This window comes from Lysinibacillus sp. FSL R7-0073, from assembly GCF_038009065.1.
GTDB lineage: Bacteria > Bacillota > Bacilli > Bacillales_A > Planococcaceae > Lysinibacillus > Lysinibacillus fusiformis.
Map to the genome: position 1 here is coordinate 2,337,762 of NZ_JBBPAS010000001.1, position 22,405 is coordinate 2,360,166.

The following is a 22,405-nucleotide window of genomic DNA, read 5'->3' on the forward strand; positions in this document are numbered from 1 at the left end:
AACTCAGGGGTTTTGTCCTTCTATATGAAGTAACTTTCTAAACGCTCCAACGAATGAATCTCGGCATATGGCTGGATAGCAGTGTCATTTTTGCGAATGGATGGATTAAACCAGACGCCCTTTATATGGGCCTGTTGACACCCATTAATATCCTTCTCTAAGTCATCCCCAACAAAAAGAGTTTCCTCTGGATTGACATCCAGTCTTTTTAAGGCGATTTCAAAGATACGCTTATCTGGTTTACTAAATCCCACTTCCTCAGAAATAATGACCGTATCAAAACAGCGATCTAAATTTGTGTAGGCTATTTTAGCTTTCTGCCTTTCTACAGAGCCATTTGTGATTATGCCCACTTTCACTTGCTGCTTTATACGATGAATGAACGTTATCGTATCCTGATGAACAGCAAAACATTGAGGGAAGTGAAGATTCCAAAAGTCTTGAATAGCATGGTTTGGCATGCCGTTTTGCGGCGGAAATTCATCAAAAAATGAAGCGATAACATCGGTTTTATCACGCTGACCAAAGTATGTTCCATCATATACTTTAAATTGTTGTCGCATTTCATTTTCTAACGTATGATCAACATCCCTGTAACACATTTTTACTAGCTTGAAAAATAATCTATCTACTGCCTCATCTCTATTAAGTAAGGTGTTATCTAAATCAAATAACATTGCTTTAAAATCGTTCAACGAAGTCACGACCTTTCATCTATTAATGAAGTTTTCCTTTAATAAATAGGTATTGATAATATCTATTGCTTTCTTGACGGTATTAGATGGCAACGCATCTAAAGAAAAATAGGCTAGCTGTAAACTCTCACCATCAACCGTTGCAAGCTGTCCATCTATTTGTTCTGCCAAAAAAACGGCGGTTACCCCATATACTTCATCGCCATTTGGGTATTGATAATAATCCTGCTGACCAGATAGCATCGTTACAAAACGTAGTTGGGAAGTATGTAGCCCAGTTTCCTCAAATAATTCACGTCTTGCGGTATCCTCTAAACTTTCACCAGGTTCCATCGCTCCTCCAGGTAAACCCCACATTTTTATATCAGAGCGTAGCTGGAGAAGAATTTGTTTCTCATTATTTAAGACAATGACCGTTGAACCTACCAAAATTAGAGGCATTGTCCCAAGCTGTTGTCTTAATGCTTTTACATAATCACTCATAGCATTCCTCCTTTTTCCATCAACCGTTAAGTATACCTTAACATAAATATCCAGATTCTCAGCATGCTTGTGATAAAATAAAGGAGTGATTTCCTACTACATCACTATCATGTAAAATTATCAATAACGTTGGTGAAAAAAATAGATGAAGTAAGTAAATTTAATAGCGACTACCTAATAAGAATGCAAGAAGGATTGATCTTCATGGACAGTAAAAGGAGAAATAGAAATGACAACTGGCTGGAAAAATAATGCGCACAATCATCCATTTATCGCTTCATTCAGTGGGGGAAAGGATAGTGTTTTAGCTTTATATAAAGCATCACAGGTGGGACGAGCGATGGGTCTTATTGTCATGCTAGAGGAGGAAGGGAAACGCTCTCGATCCCACGGCATGCCACCTGAGCTTATACAGGCTCAAGCCGATTCTATCGGATTGCCAGTCTATACAGCTGCGGCAAGTTGGACGGATTATGAAAGTGTATTTATCGAACTTTTAAAAAATGCGAAACATCAAGGGGCAGAGGTGTTAGTTACGGGTGATTTAGATATGCCTGCACACGGCTGCTGGCATGATGAGGTGACGAAAAAGGTTGGTCTAAAGCTTGGCATGCCATTATGGGAGATGAATCATCGGGACGCTGTTGATGAATTTATTCACTTAGGGTTTGTCACGATGGTGGTGACAGTAAATTTATCATTAGGCATGACAACGGAGGATTTAGGACGAGTACTTACTCCTGATTATATAAAAGAATTGGAAGAGCGTAATATCGACCCTTGTGGAGAAGGGGGAGAATTCCATACTACAGTTTTGGATGGACCACTTTTCCAATATTCAATCAAGGTTCGTAAATGTCCTATTATTCGAGATGGGGAATATGCATTTTTACCATTAGAACTTGCTTAAAAATATCCTAAAAACAACGATGGATGCCTGTTTTATGGCATGTCCTCCAAAGCATAATATCCATAGACAATCATCATTCATACAAACACAAAGGAGCTCACCTTTGTGTTTTTTGTATTCATAAGTATAAAATCCATAACAAAATGTCCAAAATAATAATTGACTAGACACTAAATGGTGTCATATAATTAGGACACCATTTAGTGTCTTAATAGAAAGGGTGGTGGTTTTGAATAACAATCATCAAGAGCGTGACGTGTATGTAGCCATTGCTGACCCTACAAGACGCCAACTAATTAATTTATTAGCTAAGGCAGATGAGTTACCGCTTCACGAATTAACGGCTCACTTTGATATGGGACGTACTGCCGTGTCAAAACATTTAACTATCCTGAAAGACGCAGGTCTTGTGATCGCTCGAAAAGAAGGTAGGGAAACAAGATATAGGCTAAATGCGGCTCCATTGAAAGAAATACAAGATTGGATATCGATTTACGAAGATTTCTGGAAAGCAAGAATTTCAAAATTACATTTATTATTGGGGGAAGACAAATGAAACCAGATGTAGCATTAGATTTTAAATTTACAAGTTCCATCGAGCAAGTATGGCATGCCTTAACTGATTCGGACACACTGGCAAAATGGATTTGGAGCAATGATTTTCAGCCGATTGTTGGCCATAAATTCCAGTTCCGAGCTGAGCCAAACGAATGGTGGGATGGCATTGTCGATTGTGAGGTACTTGAAATTGATGAGCCACATAAACTATCTTACACTTGGACAAGTGCGGGTGAAACAACAACTGTAACTTGGACATTATCGCAAGCATCTAACGGTACAACTCAGTTACATCTCGATCAAGGTGGATTTAGTGAAGAAACAAAAGCTCGTCAAGGAGCAATTGAAGGAGCTAAATACGCTTGGACTAACATGGGTAGTCAGCTTGAAAAAGTATTAGCCTAGTAATTGAATCAACCTTTATGAAAAAGAGCGCAATTCCTTTAAATGAATTGTGTTCTTTCATTTTCTGAAGGTCGCTCTTCTTAGATAAATAAAGTGTCCATGTGAAAATAGTAAACACGGAAGGAAAACAGAATGAAGATTAATCAACTTATTGCCAACAATATTAACCGTTTAGATGTCGACTTACCTGAAGATCTATCCCTTGGCATTGCTGGCTTGTCTGGATCAGGGAAAACCACTTTTTGTCAAACAATAGGGGAAGAATCCAAAAAGCGTCTTGTTTCTTTATTACCTAAAGCTGAATACCAATATTTGTTTCCAGCGATTATGGAAACGAATTTTAGCGCCATTAAAATGGAGGATATGCCATTAGTTCTTTTTCTAGGGAAATCATCCATATCTACAAATCCACGCTCAACTATCGGTACGCATACAGGTGTATTTAAGGAAATACGTGATCGATTAGCGGAAGAGTTTCATTTATCTCCAGAAGTTTTTTCCTTTAATAATGCACTAGGCTGGTGTCCGACGTGTAAAGGACGTGGGACGACGAAAAATATTGAATGTAAAAAATGTCAGGGGAAGCGCTATAGCCAGGAAGTAGAACAGCATCAGCTAACATTAAGGGATGAACTATATAGTATTTCAGATATCCATCAATTAAGTGTGGAAACGATCTATTCCTTATCAACAGAATTAAAGATTAGTGAAGAAAAACAACGTATTCTTCAAAATATTATCCAAATGAATATTGGCTATTTAACATTAAATCGCATAATGGGTACATTATCAGGAGGAGAATTAACAAGACTATATTTAGCTGAGTTTATGGCAACGAGCGAAAATACGGTAATTATTGTTGATGAAATCTCCGTAGGTCTTGACCATGACACACTCTTGAAAATTTTAGAGCAAATTCAACGACTTGGCTCTAAAAATCAAATTTGGCTAATCGATCATTCGGATACGGTTTTAGATACAGCAGATAAACATCTATTCTTTGGACCAGGGAGTGGAAAATACGGAGGAAAAACCGTGGAAGAATCTCCTCGACCACAGCCTATCTATTGGGAACGTAGTCAGGAAAAACCAAAGACCTTCTATCAATTCCGCGACCTACATTGCCGCAATATCCAAATAGATGAGATAGAAATTCCACAAAATCAACTTGTCACCTTCACAGGAGAGTCTGGCTGTGGGAAATCAACACTAGTTAATGAGTGTATCGCAAAGGATTTTCTAAAGCGCTATCCAAAAGATAAATTAGTGATGGTTGGGCAAGATCGAAATCAATCGATTACAAGCCGATCCACTGTTGCGACATTTCTTGATATTAAAAAGAAATTGACCAAATATAGTGAGGAAATCGATGATATTTTTCAACGCTCGATTGAAGATATTATCGAGGAGCTCCCGAAGGAAGATATTGCTCATAAACGTTTAAGCTTGCTCATCAAACTTGGACTAGGCTATTTAACGCTGGAAAGAAAAACACAAACTCTATCAACCGGTGAATTCCAATGTGTGCATTTAGTGTCAGAGCTGTTCGCCAATTCTCGAAATCCTCACACACTGTTTATTTTTGACGAGCCTTCCAAAGGATTATCACAAAATATTTTAAACCAATTTATTGATAGTATTAGAGATATTCTGAAAGATGATTCGATCTCCATTATCATGATTGAGCATAATGCCTATATGCTTGAAAGCTCTGATTATATTGTAGACTTTGGTAAAAGGCAGCAGGGGCCAGTGACACATCTTGATGTAGTGGGTCATGAAGCATATTTTAAACAATCGCACCTTACGAAAAGCACCACTGACCTACAAATCACATCTACCTTAGCATCGAAAAATGGTATTCATTACTTACAAGACCATCCTATTAGCTATTTTAAAAATGCCGAAAATATTTACAAAGGTGGCATCTTAAAAAGCCTTTCATCAATGGCCCGTCTAATTTACGGTGAATATGAATCGAATAAGATTGCTCCTGTCATTGCGATTGACCTTGAAAGACATTTATACAGCCAATATAGTTTTCTATATGAAATAGGTGGCCTCATAAATCATATTGTCGCTGCCCATCCGACGAATAAGGATACGAGAAGCTTTGATTTCTTTAGCCAAGAAAATCATTGTCCTAGCTGTTCAGGTCGATTACAAATTGAAGAATTCGATTTTGATTTAGTCATTCAAAATAAAAATGTGCCATTCTGGGACGGCTTATTGCATCCAGAGGTGATGGATGTTCTAAAATACTACCAACATTCAAAATTAGCATTCCTTTTTGAAGAGATAAAAAATGAACTAGGTCAAGACATCAGTAAGAGCTATAATGATATGACTGAAGAAGAAAAGTATACATTTTTATATGGTTATTGGGACAAATCATTTTATGATAAAGCAACAAAATCCTCGAAAAAATGGGAAGGCTTTAATTTTATTATTGGCCGTTATATTGTCATCTCTAAATCCATCATTAAAGAGCAAATGAAGGAAACAAGGGAGATGGTACCTTGTCCAATTTGTCATGGCTCTGTCCTGAATCACCAAAAGAAATTACATTTTGGTGACACGGATATTCGAGAAATAATTCATCAACCGATTGATGAGGTCATTAAACTAGTAGGCAATTTACCACAGCTTGAAAAAATCCAAGCCATTGTAGGTAGTGATATGTCACTGATACAAGATGTTTCATTACTGCCAAGGGAAATGCAAGTATCACTGAAAATGATGGAATTAGAGCTTGCCAGCTTTGTTGGCTATGAGATTGTTCTGCAAAATACATTACCATTCTGGGATAAAATCAAAGATAATATTGCTACGATCAGCCGTAAAAACCAAGTAACGATTTGTGATTTCCCGAATATTTATGAAACAAGAGACACAATCATTGATCAATATTTTACGAATGGTAAATATAAAAAACTAACGTATGTTTATGAAGCTTTCGGCTACAAAAAAATTGTGACGCAAATCAATAAAGTAAAAGGAAGTCATTCATGTCCATTTTGTAAGGGGAAAAAAGTTCTAACGGAAGATGGACTACATGACGGTGTCTATAAATTAACGGTTCCATGCGTTAGCTGTGGTGCAACTGGTATTAATGATGAGGGCCAAAAGGTAATCATCGAGGGCATTGACGTACATACATGGCTAACGGGTACCGTCAGTGATGTTGTAACGGAAGGAAACCAGTTGGAAGCAGTGACGCAAATTCCTATTTTCAATCGTATTAGAGAGCTAAATAAACAAGAAATGATGGCGGTTTATCAGTATCTTGAACATAATCGTTAAAATTTCGGTTCAAAGCCCATTTGCCAATGCAGATGGGTTTTTATGTATCACTAATTTTTCCAAAAAAGTAAACAATCAGTGTCGTCTTTGACATCGGAACCGTACTATAAGGATAGGTGAATTGGCAGTAAAAGGGAGGCTTATGTTTGATGAAAAAAGTGTTACTATTTGGGGATATTGGCATCGACGATACGATAGCATTGATTTATGCCAGACTACACAAAGAAATCGAAATCGTTGGGTTAATTGCTGATTATGGAAATGTCTCAAGAGAAGATGCTGTATCTAATATTTATTATGTCATGAAATTATTTGATTTTCCCGAGGGAATTCCCGTTATACTAGGGGCAGAGATCCCTCTAACTGGCGAACAGCCAACATATTATCCAGAAATACATGGAGAGCATGGTCTTGGTCCCATTATCCCGAACGAAGATCATGAAATAAAAATCGAAAACTTTTTGGAAATCGTGCAAATCATCGAGAAATATAAGGATGATGAACTAATCATTGTCAATATTGGACGTCTTACATCACTAGCGACCATGTTTATTCTTTATAATAGGCTCATGCAACATGTGAAGGAATTTTATATTATGGGTGGGGCATTTTGGGTACCAGGCAATGTTACGACCGTAGCGGAAGCAAACTTTCATGGGGATCCATTTGCGGTAAATATTGTGCTCACCTATGCAAAAAATGTTACTATTATTCCATTGAATGCCACACAGAAGGCTATTGTTACACCTGGGATGGTTGATTATATAGACTCATTTGGCAGGACAAAAATCCTCAAACCTCTAATGGAATACTATACAAAATTTTATCAGAAACGGGACCCGTCATTACTAGGTAGCCCCGTCCATGATGCGTTAACGCTAATGGCAACGATTTATCCTGAGATGTTCATTTATGAGTCATACCCTGTAACGGTCATTGATAAATTAGATGGACCAGCAAGAGGGCAGAGCATTGCCGAAACACGACCATTTAAAAATGTAAATAATGATGAAAAAAGACATCGTATTGCATTTGATATCCACTACGACATGTTTTTCCATCATTTTATATCCATTATGACAGGCCATGATTGGCAATAGCCTATTCAAAAACACCATCTCTTAAGATAACAAAATCAACATTCACATTCACTTTCATATCTTTATACATTTCATGCCATTTGTCTTTTGTTAAATCGGTATGTCTCACAACGCTTCTATACTTCTCACCAAAGCCAAAAATATCGGATTCCACTTTCTGACTATGAGCAATTACTCTTGCTATTTCCTTTGACATTTTTTTTTCAACTGCTTCTTCTAATATTCTTACACTTTTGGGGTCATCAAAATTGATATCTGGATAAACCTCTAATACACGTGATCGTATGTTGATGTTGAGGTCAAACTCTGGTGTATCGGCATTAACTAATTTCATTTTTCTTTTTGAATGTATTGCATCAAAAGCAATAGTTATTTTATTTGCGGGTTTTTGAAGAATTTTGGATGGAACATCTTCCTTTTCCAAAACGGCTTCATATAAGCCTACTTTAAATGTATCCCTGATAATCCTTACATAAAAACTGTCTCTTGCAGAGAGCGAACTAACCATTTTGCCACCTTTAAAGAGAGCTACACCACTGAGCTCGACTAATTCCTCATCTCTTTTAATGATCGGCATTGCTAAATCCTTACCAACAGAATAATAATCATGTGCTATCTGATGAAGAGTGGCCGAGATCATGTATTCCTGTCTCACATTTTGCTCGATTAGCCTGAAAATATGCTGTCCTATATCCTCAATATCTTTATATTCGTATTTCAATAAGGGTGCTGTTTTGCCTTCCACCACAGCCATATAGATACCATTGCTAACGCTAGCGTTTTCTAGGTTTGTATCGATGTAGTAACGAAGATCATCTTTCGCCAAATCTTCTCCAAACAAAACAACCCTCATTTGACCAACCATAATTTTTTTTGAAAGCTTACGGTTCGCTTCCATTCGAGTCCCTTTACTCGTATCATTTTCTGTTGTCAAAATTTCTACTTTACTTTGGAATTCCGGATTGACTTCACGAATAACGGCTGTTGTAGCCATTTTATGTTCTGTACCAACATCGTAGCCGACTAATGTGGTTAAACCTACTTTGTCTAAAATATTTGTCTGGACACATCCATATAAAAAAACAAACGGTAAAAGAACAATAAAATAGCGTTTAAGTTTGTTCATTTTTATGCACCTTCTTTGATATGAAGTTCTTTTTCAGTATGGCCAAAATCCATAGCAATATAGGGTAGACAAAGATAACATAAAATGCTACTTGTCCAAATACTGTGTTAATCGTATTAATCTGTATGCGTGTTTGAACGATTATTGTACAGATGAAAGCAAAGAAAGAAAATAGCCAAACAAACGTTGTACCGCGTATATTGACTAATCGAATCACCCCACGATAAGCAGCCCATAAATACAGACACATATTCGGTATAATAATGAGCATCCAAAAACAAACGGCTATAAATTCAAATCGCTCTACAAAAGGGAAGCTAATAAAACTAAATAATGTCAATGTTGCCCAGATTGTTTTCAAAAGCTTTCCCTCACTATAATAGGTAATCGACACCATCATGACGGATAAATAGATAAATGTTGAAAACAGTAAACCTAAATGAACGGGTTTTCTGACATTTTTCTTGTCTTTTACAAATGGATATATAACGTTAATGATTTCGAAGCCAATAATGGTAAAGGTCATTGAATGGGCTCCTTTTAATATAGAACGAACATCGTTTTCTAAAATAGGAAGCAGACTTTCAGCCACTGAATACTTCAATGGGAAGGCCAACATTGGGAAGATCCATAAAGAAAGTATAATACTAAAAAAAGAAATACCTACAATCACTCGAAGCCCACCTGTAAAGGCATAGATAGTGATAATTAATAAAGTAGCTGACAGAAACCATGTCCCAATACTAGGAAATAACCATACCTGTATCACTTCAATATAATTTCGTAAAACAGAGAAAAATGCAATAAAACAATAAAAGACATACATAGCATTTAAGAAATTGCCAATCCATTTTCCAAATATGTCCTGTTGGATTCCATATATATCATTGGAGCCGTAGATCTCTAATGTTTTAATCATACAAAAGGTGACAATATGTGAGGCGATGCCTGCAAGGAGAACGGATATCCATGCATCCTGTCTGGCATCTTGATAAATAATGCGTTGAAATCCTTGTATACCAACCCCAACTTGAGCGCCATGCACAACAAAAAAAAGCAAATAGGCATTGATCATATCTTTAGGGCTAAGTTGTATAGGATTTTTCATTTATTTCACCTTCACTTCAACTTTTTTCTGGTTTGACAGGCTCAGGCTCGAATTTGTGTTCATCTTTTGGTCTAGTTAAAGCAGGTCTTTTCGCTGTTAATGGGATAGGCAATCTGATAATACTATCCCGCATTTCTTTCAACCTTGGTGGGTAGAAAGGAGACATATAAGGGGCACCCAAGCTTGTTTGACGTAAAAGATGAATAAGAATAAAGCAAAATGCTAGCATAATGCCGTAAAATCCCCAAAAACCTGCAAGGATAATAATGGGAAAACGAATCAGACGAATTACATTGCCCATCATATAACTTGGTGAAGTGAAGGATGCGAGTGCACTTAAAGCGATGATGATCAATAGAATGTTACTAGTAATTCCTGCCTGCACTGCTGCTGTCCCAATTACGATACCCCCAACGATACCAATGGTTTGTCCAATTTTAGTCGGTAGCCTTGCCCCAGCTTCTCTGAGTAGTTCAATAATAAACTCTAAAAGTAACGCCTCGAATATCGGTGGAAAAGGGACCAAGGCCCTGGACTCACTTAATGGCACTAAAAAGGCTTGTGGAAGGACCTCATAATGAAAGGTTACAGCTGCAACATAAAATGGTGTTAAATAAACAGATAAAAAGAAGGCGGCAAGTCGCAATAAACGAAGAAAGGTGGCAATTTGCCATCTTAAATTTTGATCTTCCTGACTTCGGAAAAATTCTGTAAATGCCTGCGGGCAAATGATGGCTAAAGAGCTACCATCCACTATAACGCCAATTTTGCCATCTAATATGGCATCACAAAACCTGTCAGGCCTTTCCGTCAGAAGCATCTGAGGAAAAACGGACAATGAATTATCATCAATCATTTCTGACAAAACGGCACTATCAAGTAGCTCGTCGATATAAAGATCAGTCATTCGTTGGCGTAATGTATTGACCATTTGTTCATTGGCAATGCCATTCATATATAATAGTGCGACAGAGGTATTCGTACGCGTGCCGATTTTTAGTTTTTCATGACAAAGGTTAGGACTGACTATGTAGCGACGGATCAAAGAAATATTCGTAGTTAAACTCTCATTAAACCCAACCTGCGTCCCGATTACTTGTGATTCATTTTCAGGGGCTGATAATGATCTGGATTCTCTTGTAGCGATATTGGCAAGAAGAACCTGTGAGTAGCCATCTATATGAATAACGACAGACCCATTGACCATCGAATCTACTGTTTCCTGTAGTAGATTGGATTGTACGATTTCAGGAATAGAAAGAGTCCGTTCTATGGCATCAGGTGTTTCTTGAGGACTGTTCAGCAAATTAGCGAGTATGTCATTGTTTAATGTCTGATTATCGACTAAATTATCTATATAAATAAGCGTAAGATTCGGTGGGATAGATTTAATAATTAGATCAGCTGGGTTATTCGTCGCATTTTTAATCGACTGAATAAAATGATCAGTTGTCGGGGCGACCCTTACGAGATTTTCTTTTTCTTTTGGTGCCTCTCCGACGGATGGTGGTTGTTGTTTATTGAAAGGTAGTTTAAATTTCATGCTAAATTATAGGCTCCCTTCATGATTAACTTCGTTTATAGATTTAACATTTGAAGGATATTCTATACTTAGTTCATTCTTTTTAAGTGTAAACATTGTCAATGAATCGTAGACAACTTTTAACAGAAAGTGGTAAGATTAGAGTAATCTTAAAAACAGAAGGGAGATTAGACATTTATGCTAAAACTTATTATCGCAAATTAAATTCCCATGAATTTAATAGAAGGGCCATTCTATAATGTTTGAAATATTATAGGATTATTTAGTATTGCCCTTTTGCGATAACGTAGAGAAGCATAATTTTGTCTGATCCATATAAACAGATACTATCGTAGCCACTGAAGTGGTTAACGTTGTTTTCTGTGTATAAACAAAGGACTTTATGAGGTTTTCTCATAGGGTCTTTTTCTGTTTTTAGGAGGTGATGATTCCAATATTAATAATAATGTATAAATAGATAAAATCGGAGGGAATAAACATGGAAAAGTACGAATTAGTGAGCGATTATCGTCATGATGATCGATTAAAGGAAAGCTTTAATGATTTAACAATAAAAACGTTTGGGTTGGATTTTCGAGATTGGTATAGCAAAGGGTATTGGAACGACCAATATATTCCTTATTCATTTGTTCAAGAAGGAAAAGTGATTGCGAATGCTTCTGTTTATAAAATGTCGATTCGCATAAACGGCGAGCAATTAAAGGGGATTCAGATTGGTACGGTAATGACCGATGTAAACTATCGTCATCAAGGCTTGGCAAAGCAGCTGATGCTGCATATCATGAACGAGTACGAAGGAGCCTGTGATTTCATGTATCTCTTTGCCAATGAAACAGTACTAGATTTTTATCCGAAGTTTGGTTTTACTCGTATCCATGAAAGTGAATTCAGCTTAGACCTTACAGCAAAACCTATTCAACGACAGCAGACCAGCATCCAACAGCTAACAATTGAGCAAGATCTAGCACTCCTTGAAGATTATGCAAAAAATCGATATATCCATTCAAGTATGATCGCTGTTGAGCAAAATGAAAGTTTATTAATGTTTTATTTTACGTTAGTTTTCCCTCACGCCATTTACTATTTAGAAGACTTAGAAACAATAGTAATCATGGAGGAAGAAGAAGGGGTGTTAAATATTTTTGATATTATCTCCCTACAGTCCATTGACATTGAGGAGTTGTTAGCCAAAATTGTGAAGGATACTACCCAAAAAGTAGTATTTTATTTCACACCAGAGTTTACCTTGAATGGTATGACCGCGACCATCCAGCCAAATGATGACGACGCTTTATTCGTTCTTTCGAAAAAAGCAATTTTGCAAGGTAATTTTATGTTCCCTTTAACCTCGCATTGTTAATTGGAAGAAGATGGAACAAACTATGCGCAAGCCCGTACATTAAAAAGTACGGGCTATTTTTTACAACTTTTAATGTTTTGTCAAATAACTGTAACATTGCTGTTTTACGATACAACCATCAGTTTAATGGAAATGAGGTACAACACAATGAAAAAAATCTATATTCTATTACTTACCGTTATTTTAGCCCTTTATATGGTCAAGCTATTTGGACAAGGCCATCAAGACGAAGTTGAATTTATTGATGAAATAGCACCAGTAGCCGTTGCATTAAATAAGCAAAATCAAGAGATATTGCCTAGTGTAATTATTGCACAGGCTATATTGGAGTCGAATTACGGTAAAAGTGAATTAGCTGTCAATGCAAATAACCTGTTTGGGATGAAAGGCAGGTATCATGGAAAGTCCATTAAAATGCCGACAGTTGAATATGAACAAAATAAAAGCTACACAACTGAAGCAGAATTTAGAGCTTACCCTGATTGGAAAAGTGCAATAAAGGACCATCGTCAGCTATTATTAGAGGGTACCAGTTGGAATGAACAACAATATGAAGAGGTTTTGGTTGCTTCAACCTATCAAGAAGCTGCCTATGCCTTGAAAAAAAGCAATTACTCGACAGATCCTTTATATCCCGAAAAACTAATTGCTATTATCGAGCAATATAATCTGGAAAAATATGATGATTAGGAGTTTCATACATGAATATTCTCATTGCAGATGATGAATTAGATATGTTAAAGATTTTACAAAACTATTTTCAAAGAGAAGGGTTCACGGTTTTTACCGCAACAAATGGAGAAGAAGCACTTGCCGTTTTTTATCAAGAAAAAATTGATTTGGCCATTTTAGATTGGATGATGCCTAAAATAGATGGGATAATGGTTTGTCGTGAAATGAAAAAAACACAAAAGATTAAGGTCTTAATGTTAACAGCAAGGGACACAGGTGAAGATGAATTTCAGGCGTTAGCAGATGGGGCTGACGATTATGTCAATAAACCATTTTATCCTAAGGTACTGATAATGAGGACAAAAAAATTACTGCAAATCGAAGCTATACAACAACTACATGATGTGTCCTTCGATGTGACAAGTAAACGTGTTTGGCGAGCAGGGACCGAAATAGAGTTAACGAAAACAGAATTCGAGCTGTTACGAATTTTTAGCCAAAATCGAAGACAAATCTTGACGAGAGATCAATTACTAGATTTAGTGTGGGGGTTGGACTATATGGGAGATCCACGAACAGTGGACACACATATTCGACGATTGCGAGAAAAAATAGGAGAGAACATTATCCAAACACACAGAGGGATAGGATATAGTACAAGCGAATGAAACAGAAACTCGGCACAAAACTAACCATTTATATTACTTTAGTAGTTATTCTTACATTTTCTATATCCCTTGCTGTAAGCCAGTTTTTTCTCCCTAAATATTATCTATATCAGCTGAATAAAAAAGTATCAGAAGCCTTGGATTCTTATCAAGTTTTAGAGGATGTAGAATTGGTGGAGCGACAATTTGATGTCACGATTATAGCAGTCCCATTAGAGGACTCCATTAATGACCTAAATGAAAATTTAAGACTTCAACTGGCGAGAGAGCATATTGCCCTAAATAAATTTTGGGTTTCCGAGGAAGTACTACAAACTATCTCGGAAGATAAAATTGTTGGAAAGCTCTATGATCAAGGGAAACAAAGGTCTAGCTTTATTGTTCATTATGCGAAAGAAGGGGATCAGCTTGTCATGATTGGAGCCTCTAAGGCCCATTTTACAGATATAGCCTATTTTATAAACCGTTTTAATTTAGCCTTTCTGATAGTGAGTATTTTAATCATTATTATGGTAACAGCGCTATTATCTCGGAAGATAACCAATCCATTAAATGAATTGCAACAAGTAGCAAAGGAGATTGGAGAACTGAATTTTCAACAAGCTACCATTCAAACAGGTGATGAAATAGAAGAGTTAGCCAAAAGTATTAATAAAATGAGTACAACGCTTGAATCAGCGCAGCAATTATTAACACAACGGAATCTAGATTTAAAACAATTTATGATAGGCCTAACACATGAGTTAAAAACGCCTCTCGCCCTAATCAATGTATATTCAAGTGGGATCGAAGATGGGATGGATGATGGCACCTATTTAACAGTTATACATCAGCAAGTGGATCGAATGGAAAAAATCATTACAGATATGCTTTATTATGCTCGAACCGAAGAAAATGCTTTGAACGTATCACATTTTGACTTTTTCCCGCTACTACAAGAAATTATCCAAAACTATCAGCCCTTGCAGGGGGAGAAACAAATATTTCTTCAATCTGACGTAACTGAATTTATGCTGAATAGTGAGCAGGAAAAAGTCTATTATATTATAGAAAATTTGGTGAGCAATGCACTAAAATATACATCAGACAATGAAATACAGATTTCCTTTACTTCGGGTATATTGGAAATAAGTAATCATACAACAATACAAGATATTTCTAAAATATGGCAACCATTCTATGTAGGCGAAAGCTCTCGAAATAAGCATTTCTCTGGAACAGGGCTTGGTCTCGCGACAGTGAAAAGTATTGCCGAACAATTAGGCTTTGGAACGAATTCCACACTAACAAATGGAAAAATATCGTTTACGATAGATTTTTCAAGCAAGTAATTGTATTCTGTATAGATCTCTTCTTATGTTCCGATCTGACAAGTGACCATTATTGCCATCAAATACCTTATTTCTGGATAGTTTTTAAATGACACTATAAAAATTGGGCATTTCTCTATAGAATGGTATATATCAAGTAATTTTACTAGGAGGAAATAATGTATACAGTTGGAGTCATTGGCCCTAATTCATCTGTAGAGCGCATCATTAAATTAGGCAAAGAATACGAAATGACTATGAATTTTATAGCATTTCCATATCATGATTTTCATGAAACCGTAAATATCGTAAAGGAAAATCATCACGCTGTGGATGCATGGTTTTTTTCTGGTCAAATTTCGTATATGGTTGCGAAAAATACGTTACATTCAGGTGAAAACTTAGTTTATATTCAACATACTGAATCTGGCATTTATAAATGCTTGTTGCATATGGGCTTTTATCAGGGAGAATTTTTAAACAAGGTAAGTATTGATGAAATCACGACCTCTCATTTGGAGCAAGCCGTAAAACAGCTAGATTTTGCGCCTAAAGAAATCTATGTCAAAACCTTTGATGTAAACACCAGTACAAAGGAATTAGTGGATTTTCATATTGATTTATGGAATCGTGAAAAAACGGCAGGTGCTTTAACTTGCTTTCAAGCTGTCTATTTAGGACTGAAGGAGGCTGGTGTTCCAGCTTATCATATATCGACTACAGATATGGAAATTCTTCAAGCATTACGAATACTAGAAGAAAAACGTAGAACTTTTTATTTTAAAGATACTCAAATTGGTGTTCAAATTATCGAAATTGAGCAATTTGACAAGATTTCTGAAAAGGCGAAAAGCACTTATCATCTTCAGTATTTAGAATTAAAGTTAAAAGAAACCTTACTGCGATTTTGTGAGCAACTAGATGGCTCTTTATTAGAGAAGGGGAATGGCCGCTATATTATTTTTAGCTCTCGTGGAGCTATTGAACGGAAAATTAAGGACTTGCAGGAGACGATCTTTCAGCTTTCAAATGAATCCAATACGACCGTCACTGTTGGAATTGGCTATGGGGTAACTGTTCATTCTGCAGAAATTAATGCTCAGCGCGCTATTCAGCTATCGAAAGAAAAGTCAGAGCTGCCGATTGTCATCGTGCAGGAAAATGGAACGATCATTGAATCTGTAGGTGAAGAAGATGAAGTCAGTTTTTCTTACCAGAGTAATGATGATATTTTATTAGAAAAATTGAAAAAAGCAAAAATTAGCTTAAAAAATTATAATAAATTATGTGCAATCGTCAAAAAAATGAGCTGGCAAGAATTTACCATTAAAGATTTAGCTGCGCATCTTTATTGGGATGAAAGCAATGCTAGACGAATTTTAACAAGTCTAAGTGACGTGGATCTAGTAGAGTACACAGGCAAAGACGCTCAAATTAGCCGAGGAAGACCAAGTAAAATTTATCGTTTGAAATAACCATCTTCATGGGTGGTTATTTTTTTTGAAAAAAATATGTTGAAAAATTCAAACGATTAAAATAAAATCATTTTAAGGTAAACACCTTTTAATTACCTTTAATTAATGGTACCTAAAAAATGTGTGCAATGTTTCATCATCTAGAAAGGAGCACAATCTATAACAATTACCTACATTACATTGCAATGCAGAGTAAAATATCTAATTTTTTCTGCTAAGACGTCATTTTATTGAAGCGTCAAAATTAAAAGGGTCATACCAATATTCTCTTTTCAGAGAGGGGAACATTCATGAGTCAAGAACAATATTTGAAAAAGAAAATGGGGTTTTGGTCACTTACAACATTATCTCTAGGGGGAATAATAGGATCTAGTTGGCTCTTTGGACCATGGGTAGCTGCAAAATTGGCAGGCCCGGCAGCCATACTTTCTTGGATTATTGGTGCGTTTGTTATCACACTCATAGCGCTTGTTTATGCTGAGTTAGGAAGAGTAAAACCTGAAACAGGAGGCTTAGCAAGATATCCGCTTTATTCTCACGGAAAAATGCTTGCTACCGTTACTAGTTATTCAATCTGGTTTGGCTATTGCGCTACAGCTCCCGTAGAATCATCAGGTGTTATTCAATACGCCAATCAATTTTGGCCAGGATTATACGATGTAACGAAGGAGCAACTGACAACATCAGGTATTCTTGCAGCGATGGTTTTAATGGTATTTTTTGTTGTTTTTAATTATTTTGGGGTGAAATTATTTGCAGTTACAAACAATATTATTACAACCGTAAAGTTTGTTGTTCCTGTTCTAACGATCATTGCCTTTTTCATGACAGGCTTTCATACGGAGAATTTTTCAAGCCAAGGATTTGCACCAAATGGCTATAGTGCAGGATTAAGTGCCATTTTAACAACCGGAATATTTTTTGCTTATACAGGGTTTGGCAATGTCATTATGATGAGTGGGGAAGTAGTCAACCCTAGAAGAAATATTCCACTTGCCCTCATTACATCATTAGGTGTTGCGGCAGTATTATATGTGTTACTTCAAATTACATTTATCGGTGCAGTTCCAACAGAAATGTTAGCGAATGGTTGGAGTGGCATTAAATTTGATTCACCATTTGCTAATTTAGCCATGATGGCTAATATGGTTTGGCTATCATGGATTATTACAGCTGATGCGATGGTTTCGCCAACAGGTTCAGCTCTTACTTATACAGCTGGTACGTCAAGACATGTTTTTGGTATGGCGAAAAGTGGTTTCCTACCATCTTATTTTGGAACAATTAATAAAAAATTCGGTGTTCCAACACGTGCACTTGCACTCAATTTCCTAGTAGGATTATTATTTTTATTCCCACTTAAAAGCTGGACAGCTATCGTTGCGATTGTAGGAGCTATCGGTATTTTTAAATATGCATCAGCATGTGTAACGGTTATGGTTTTCCGTAGGGTAGGTTTGACAAAAAATAATGGGTTACCAGGTATGCAAGTCATAGCGCCAATGGCATTCGTTTTTGCCACACTGCTTATTTATTGGACAAATTGGAGTAAGGTACAACTAGCTATTACAGGACTTGTGATCGGTATTGCCTGTTATTTAGTGATTTACTTTATTCAAAAACATCAATCAGTGGAGTTCCTTGGTGGCATATACATTATTTTTTATATTTTAATGCTTGTATTTATGTCCTTCCTAGGGAATTTTGGTGGTAAAGGCATAATCCCTGATCCTTATATGTCCGTAATTGTCGCTATATTTGGCTTAGCCTTTTACTATTTTGCTGTTTACAATGGTGTCTGGTATATGCGTAAAAGAGGAAATATACAGGAATTACAGGAAAGCATTTCTGAAATATCATAACGTTTAATAGAATGGTTTAAGGAGAATGAATGATGAAGCTTTGGGGCGGTCGTTTTAGAAAAGAAGAAAACAAATTAATGGAAGATTTCAACAGTTCACTAAAGGTGGATCAAAGACTTTACACAGAAGATATTAAAGGCAGTATTGCCCATGTCCATATGTTAGTACAATGCGATTTATTGACTGAGAAAGAAGGACAAGATATTGTTAATGCACTTCTTTCCATTTTAGAGGATATTGATAATGGCACATTACAAATTGAAGGAAATTATGAGGATATTCATAGTTTCGTAGAGTCGAATTTGACTCTGAGGATCGGTGAAACAGGGAAAAAACTTCATACAGCGAGAAGTCGTAATGACCAAGTAGCAACAGATATTAGACTTTATGCAAAAAACAAGGCGTTTGAGGTGATTGCCTCTATTGAAGAGTTACAACAGAGCTTAGAACAAAAAGCAAAAGACAATAACGTTATTATGCCAGGATACACGCATCTTCAACGTGCGCAGGTTGTAACGTTTCAACATCATTTGATGGCTTATTATAATATGTTAAACCGTGATAAAAAAAGAATTGTGAAAGCGATCGAAATTATGAACGAAAGCCCGCTTGGGTGTGGCGCATTAGCAGGCACTACTCATTCGATTAACCGTGAAATGACAGCTAATGAGCTAGGTTTCTCTAAGCCTGTAGATAATTTCTTAGATGGAGTAAGTGATCGCGACTACTTATTAGAGTTAATGTCAGATTTTTCAATAATTATGATGCATTTAAGTAGATTAAGTGAAGAGCTTATTTTGTGGAGTAGTCAAGAGTTTAGATTTATTACGATTGATGATGCCTATTCTACTGGCAGCAGTATTATGCCACAGAAGAAAAACCCTGATGCAGCAGAGCTTATACGAGGCAAAACAGGACGAGTTTATGGGTCGCTAACGTCTCTATTAACAACAATGAAGGGCTTACCGCTTGCTTACAATAAAGATATGCAAGAAGATAAGGAGCCATTTTTCGATGCATTGGATACCGTATTATCTTGTCTACAAATTATGTCAAAAATGATTGCTACGATGAAGGTGAACAGTGAAAACATGAAAAAAGCCGTCAAAGGAGGGTTTCTGAATGCAACTGAGGTCGCTGATTATTTAGTGAGCAAGGGGGTTGCATTTAGAGATGCTCATAGTATTGTCGGAGCCATCGTTATTTATTGTGAAGATCATGACAAAGCGATTGAGGAATTAACAATAGATCAATTGAAAGAACTAAGTTCATTTATTGATGAAGATATCTATGACTATATCGATTATCATAATATACTAAGTAAAGGGATTAAAGTAGGTTTACTATTATAAAAAACAAACCGTTATTTTGACCATTTTATAGTCAAGATAACGGTTTGTTTATTTAATAGATGAATTAGATTTCCCCGTAAGCCAAATAAGGGAAGAAGCATTCGTTTTTTCAGCTAAAGACGGTTTAGATGGAAGACAAATACATTGTTCAATTAAATAATGTGTTTGTTTTTTTACGTTCACTTCATATTTTCTACATTTAAACATTTAGTTTCACAGTAATAGCCTTTGCCGCCAACATAAACTTTTTCTATTTCATTCTTGCTATTGGTTGCTAATTTAACTAATATTTCGGAAGGAGAGTGTAAAGAATAACCTTGTTCAAATACATATACTTCTTTTTGCAATTGGTGTTGTTCATAAAGGTAGCAGGCTAATGCACCATTTGAAGTTCCAGTTGCTGCTTCTTCATTAATATCGTATAGTGGAGCAAAATTTCTGCATATCATTCGATTGTCATTAAAAGTATATAGATGCATCCCGACAACATTATAATACTTGCTAATTTCTTTAACTTTTTCAAAATTAGCTTGCAGTGCATGTAATTGTGTTTCGCTTGTTATAGGAATTAAAATATCTTTTAAGCCCGTGGAAACAATTTGAATTGGGTATTTATTGTCTATATCTTTAATGTCAAAACAGTCGATAAACTCGTTTGGAGATATAACATCATAGAATTTCGGTTTGTTTTGTTCCATGAAAATGATGTCATCTTTTATGGTAATAGTAAGAACACCGCTGTTTGTTTCAATCGTATAGCCATCTTTGAAAAGTTTATTTAAATGCATCAGTATCGTGAAAGCGCCAATTGTGGCATGTCCACATAAATCAACTTCTTCCTTAGGTGTAAAATACTCAAATTTATAATCAGCCATTTCAGATTCTGATATAAATGCGGTTTCCGCATAGCCCAGTTGTTTGGCTATTGCCATTTTTTGAGTAGTGGTCAATGTATCCTCATTAAATACCACTCCTGCTTTATTCCCGCCTTGATGATCCTTGCTAAATGCACTTGCAACATAAACAGATATTTTCATAAAACATCTTCCTTCCTCATTTATAGTGAATTGTAGCATAAAAAGAACTACGTAAAAATGTTGTTGGGTAAATTTGCTATAAAGCAAGAGACAAACTATTTTAGCATCTGACATCTTCAAAAATAGATTGTCTACTGTCTGAAACACGGTTTAAAGACGCCTTGCTTCATCTACTAGGAAGAACGCGAATAGTAGATGATTCCGTCTTTGTTTTAACCTTTAACGTCAGACCCATGATAATGATGATTATAAATAATAAGGTGAAAAGGGCAACGTCAAATGTATTCGTCATATCTTTGATGACACCAACAAGCATTGGAATGATACCACTAATGATATAGCCACCGAATTGAATCATCGCTGTCCATTCACTTGCCTCTTTTGGTGTAGTCGTAGCATCTAAAGGTAAAATCATTGCTAACGGGAATAAACCACCAGCACCGATCCCTGTCAACGTCGCACAGAAAATTGGCGAGATTCCGCCCATAATTAACATCAAAATGCCAATAAAGGAGCTTGAAGCACAAAGTAGCATCCAAGGCTTTCTCTTGAAACTATTATTTATTAAGATCGGAATGATAAAGCTACAAATCATTTGCATGACAGAAAAAATAGTTACTGTTGTTGCTGCGTAGGCGTCACTATATCCCATATCCTGTACTTTGGGAGCGAGCCATGTCGCGAGGGAATAATAAACGCCAGATTGTAAACCGAACATGACCATAAGGAGCCAAACATATCGGTTTCCCCAAGGTAGTCGACTTTTTTGACTTGCAGATTTCTCTAATGACTCTTGAGATTGCTTGGATTTTTTGATAATTGGAATCCAAACAATAATACCCATAAGAGCGAATACCGCCCATATCGCTAAAGCTGCGTTCCAGGATTGATGAAAAGCATGCATAGCAGGTACAACTAAACCAGCACTTAAAGACGCTCCAATTCCCATACCCGCAGAATAAACACCGATCATCGTAGAAGAATATTTAGGAAATTCCTTTTTGATATAGCCCGAAATCAGTGGACCTGTAATGGCAATACCTATCCCACTAAGAATAGCGGTTACTAATAAAAATAAAGGAAAAGTTGCCACTAAGCGTAAAGCTGTTGATACACCAATTAATAAAACCGATAGCCCAATCGTCCATTCGATACCCCATCGTTCACTTAGCTTGCCAGCCAAAGGTGCAAAAATCCCCATACAAAATACGGGAAGTGCTGTTAATAAACTTACAACAACACTTGTCATCTGCAAATCCATTTGAATATTTTTCAATACTGGCGAGATAGATGTTATCGAAGCTCGTAAATTCATAGATAGTATAAACAAAGAAAAAACGCTCCAAATAATCGGAAAATTTTTTGATTTCGCCATCACTGAAAACACCTCTTTTAGTTATTATTTGATATACTATAGTTAACTTTTTAATTTCAAAAA

Annotated in this window: 18 protein-coding genes and 2 pseudogenes; 13 read left to right on the forward strand and 7 right to left on the reverse strand. The window is 36.2% G+C overall.

Annotated features, from left to right (window positions below; genetic code table 11):
• Window positions 1–20: 20 nt before the first annotated feature.
• Together MKY88_RS11555 and MKY88_RS11560 are read right to left on the reverse strand one after the other, a co-directional pair.
• Window positions 21–677 (reverse strand): HAD family hydrolase, encoded by a 657-nt coding sequence (locus MKY88_RS11555; RefSeq protein ID WP_340814825.1) that lies wholly within the window; start codon window positions 675–677, stop codon window positions 21–23.
• 33 nt (window positions 678–710) lie between these two features.
• Complete coding sequence (locus MKY88_RS11560) at window positions 711–1,178, reverse strand: NUDIX hydrolase (protein ID WP_340813668.1); 468 nt, start codon at window positions 1,176–1,178, stop codon at window positions 711–713.
• Between the two features lie 229 nt (window positions 1,179–1,407).
• Here MKY88_RS11560 and MKY88_RS11565 point away from each other — a divergent pair, with 229 nt between their 5' ends.
• From MKY88_RS11565 to MKY88_RS11585, 5 genes are all read left to right on the forward strand, one after another.
• A complete protein-coding gene (locus MKY88_RS11565; RefSeq protein WP_340813669.1) occupies window positions 1,408–2,088 on the forward strand; it encodes a Dph6-related ATP pyrophosphatase in 681 nt (226 codons plus the stop codon).
• Window positions 2,089–2,317: 229 nt separating this feature from the next.
• On the forward strand, window positions 2,318–2,644 hold the full coding sequence (locus MKY88_RS11570) for an ArsR/SmtB family transcription factor (protein WP_036125832.1): 327 nt from the start codon (window positions 2,318–2,320) through the stop codon (window positions 2,642–2,644).
• Window positions 2,641–3,051 (forward strand): SRPBCC family protein, encoded by a 411-nt coding sequence (locus MKY88_RS11575; protein ID WP_340813670.1) that lies wholly within the window; start codon window positions 2,641–2,643, stop codon window positions 3,049–3,051. The genes MKY88_RS11570 and MKY88_RS11575 overlap by 4 nt, the downstream gene beginning before the upstream one ends.
• A 132-nt stretch (window positions 3,052–3,183) precedes the next feature.
• A complete protein-coding gene (locus tag MKY88_RS11580; protein WP_340813672.1) occupies window positions 3,184–6,354 on the forward strand; it encodes an ATP-binding cassette domain-containing protein in 3,171 nt (1,056 codons plus the stop codon).
• 146 nt (window positions 6,355–6,500) lie between these two features.
• The gene (locus MKY88_RS11585; RefSeq protein WP_328200842.1) at window positions 6,501–7,454 is read left to right on the forward strand and encodes a nucleoside hydrolase; all 954 of its coding nucleotides are present in this window, start codon (window positions 6,501–6,503) and stop codon (window positions 7,452–7,454) included.
• A 1-nt stretch (window position 7,455) separates the two neighbouring features.
• Here the strand turns inward: MKY88_RS11585 and MKY88_RS11590 are convergent, their stop codons facing one another.
• From MKY88_RS11590 to MKY88_RS11600, 3 genes are read right to left on the reverse strand one after another with little or no spacing between them, the layout of a single operon-like run.
• Window positions 7,456–8,580, reverse strand: coding sequence for a Ger(x)C family spore germination protein (locus MKY88_RS11590; protein WP_328200841.1), 1,125 nt, complete (start codon window positions 8,578–8,580; stop codon window positions 7,456–7,458).
• Window positions 8,567–9,688: a GerAB/ArcD/ProY family transporter gene (locus MKY88_RS11595; protein ID WP_340813674.1), complete on the reverse strand. Its 1,122-nt coding sequence runs from the start codon at window positions 9,686–9,688 to the stop codon at window positions 8,567–8,569. The genes MKY88_RS11590 and MKY88_RS11595 overlap by 14 nt, the downstream gene beginning before the upstream one ends.
• A 16-nt stretch (window positions 9,689–9,704) precedes the next feature.
• On the reverse strand, window positions 9,705–11,231 hold the full coding sequence (locus MKY88_RS11600; protein ID WP_340813675.1) for a spore germination protein: 1,527 nt from the start codon (window positions 11,229–11,231) through the stop codon (window positions 9,705–9,707).
• Window positions 11,232–11,709: 478 nt separating this feature from the next.
• On the opposite strand from MKY88_RS11600, the gene MKY88_RS11605 reads away from it, so the two are divergent.
• The 8 genes and pseudogenes from MKY88_RS11605 to argH all read left to right on the forward strand — a co-directional run bounded on the left by MKY88_RS11605 (window position 11,710) and on the right by argH (window position 19,930).
• Window positions 11,710–12,591 (forward strand): GNAT family N-acetyltransferase, encoded by an 882-nt coding sequence (locus MKY88_RS11605; protein WP_340813677.1) that lies wholly within the window; start codon window positions 11,710–11,712, stop codon window positions 12,589–12,591.
• Between the two features lie 147 nt (window positions 12,592–12,738).
• On the forward strand, window positions 12,739–13,281 hold the full coding sequence (locus MKY88_RS11610) for a glycoside hydrolase family 73 protein (RefSeq protein WP_340813679.1): 543 nt from the start codon (window positions 12,739–12,741) through the stop codon (window positions 13,279–13,281).
• 11 nt (window positions 13,282–13,292) lie between these two features.
• Window positions 13,293–13,641: pseudogene (locus MKY88_RS24575) on the forward strand (response regulator transcription factor); the annotation flags it as partial.
• A 77-nt stretch (window positions 13,642–13,718) separates the two neighbouring features.
• Window positions 13,719–13,931, forward strand: a pseudogene (locus tag MKY88_RS24580) (winged helix-turn-helix domain-containing protein); the annotation flags it as partial.
• Window positions 13,928–15,262: a sensor histidine kinase gene (locus MKY88_RS11620; RefSeq protein WP_340813680.1), complete on the forward strand. Its 1,335-nt coding sequence runs from the start codon at window positions 13,928–13,930 to the stop codon at window positions 15,260–15,262. The pseudogene MKY88_RS24580 and the gene MKY88_RS11620, both read left to right, overlap by 4 nt.
• Before the next feature lie 158 nt (window positions 15,263–15,420).
• The gene (locus MKY88_RS11625) at window positions 15,421–16,716 is read left to right on the forward strand and encodes a hypothetical protein (protein ID WP_340813681.1); all 1,296 of its coding nucleotides are present in this window, start codon (window positions 15,421–15,423) and stop codon (window positions 16,714–16,716) included.
• A 290-nt stretch (window positions 16,717–17,006) separates the two neighbouring features.
• Window positions 17,007–18,578, forward strand: a complete 1,572-nt coding sequence (locus MKY88_RS11630; RefSeq protein WP_193831963.1) for an APC family permease — start codon at window positions 17,007–17,009, stop codon at window positions 18,576–18,578.
• 29 nt (window positions 18,579–18,607) lie between these two features.
• A complete protein-coding gene (gene argH / locus MKY88_RS11635) occupies window positions 18,608–19,930 on the forward strand; it encodes an argininosuccinate lyase (RefSeq protein WP_340813683.1) in 1,323 nt (440 codons plus the stop codon).
• A gap of 179 nt (window positions 19,931–20,109) precedes the next feature.
• Here argH and MKY88_RS11640 read toward each other — a convergent pair whose 3' ends face one another.
• The gene (locus MKY88_RS11640; protein ID WP_340813684.1) at window positions 20,110–20,967 is read right to left on the reverse strand and encodes a PhzF family phenazine biosynthesis protein; all 858 of its coding nucleotides are present in this window, start codon (window positions 20,965–20,967) and stop codon (window positions 20,110–20,112) included.
• A 166-nt stretch (window positions 20,968–21,133) separates the two neighbouring features.
• A complete protein-coding gene (locus tag MKY88_RS11645; RefSeq protein ID WP_340813686.1) occupies window positions 21,134–22,342 on the reverse strand; it encodes an MFS transporter in 1,209 nt (402 codons plus the stop codon).
• Window positions 22,343–22,405: the final 63 nt, after the last annotated feature.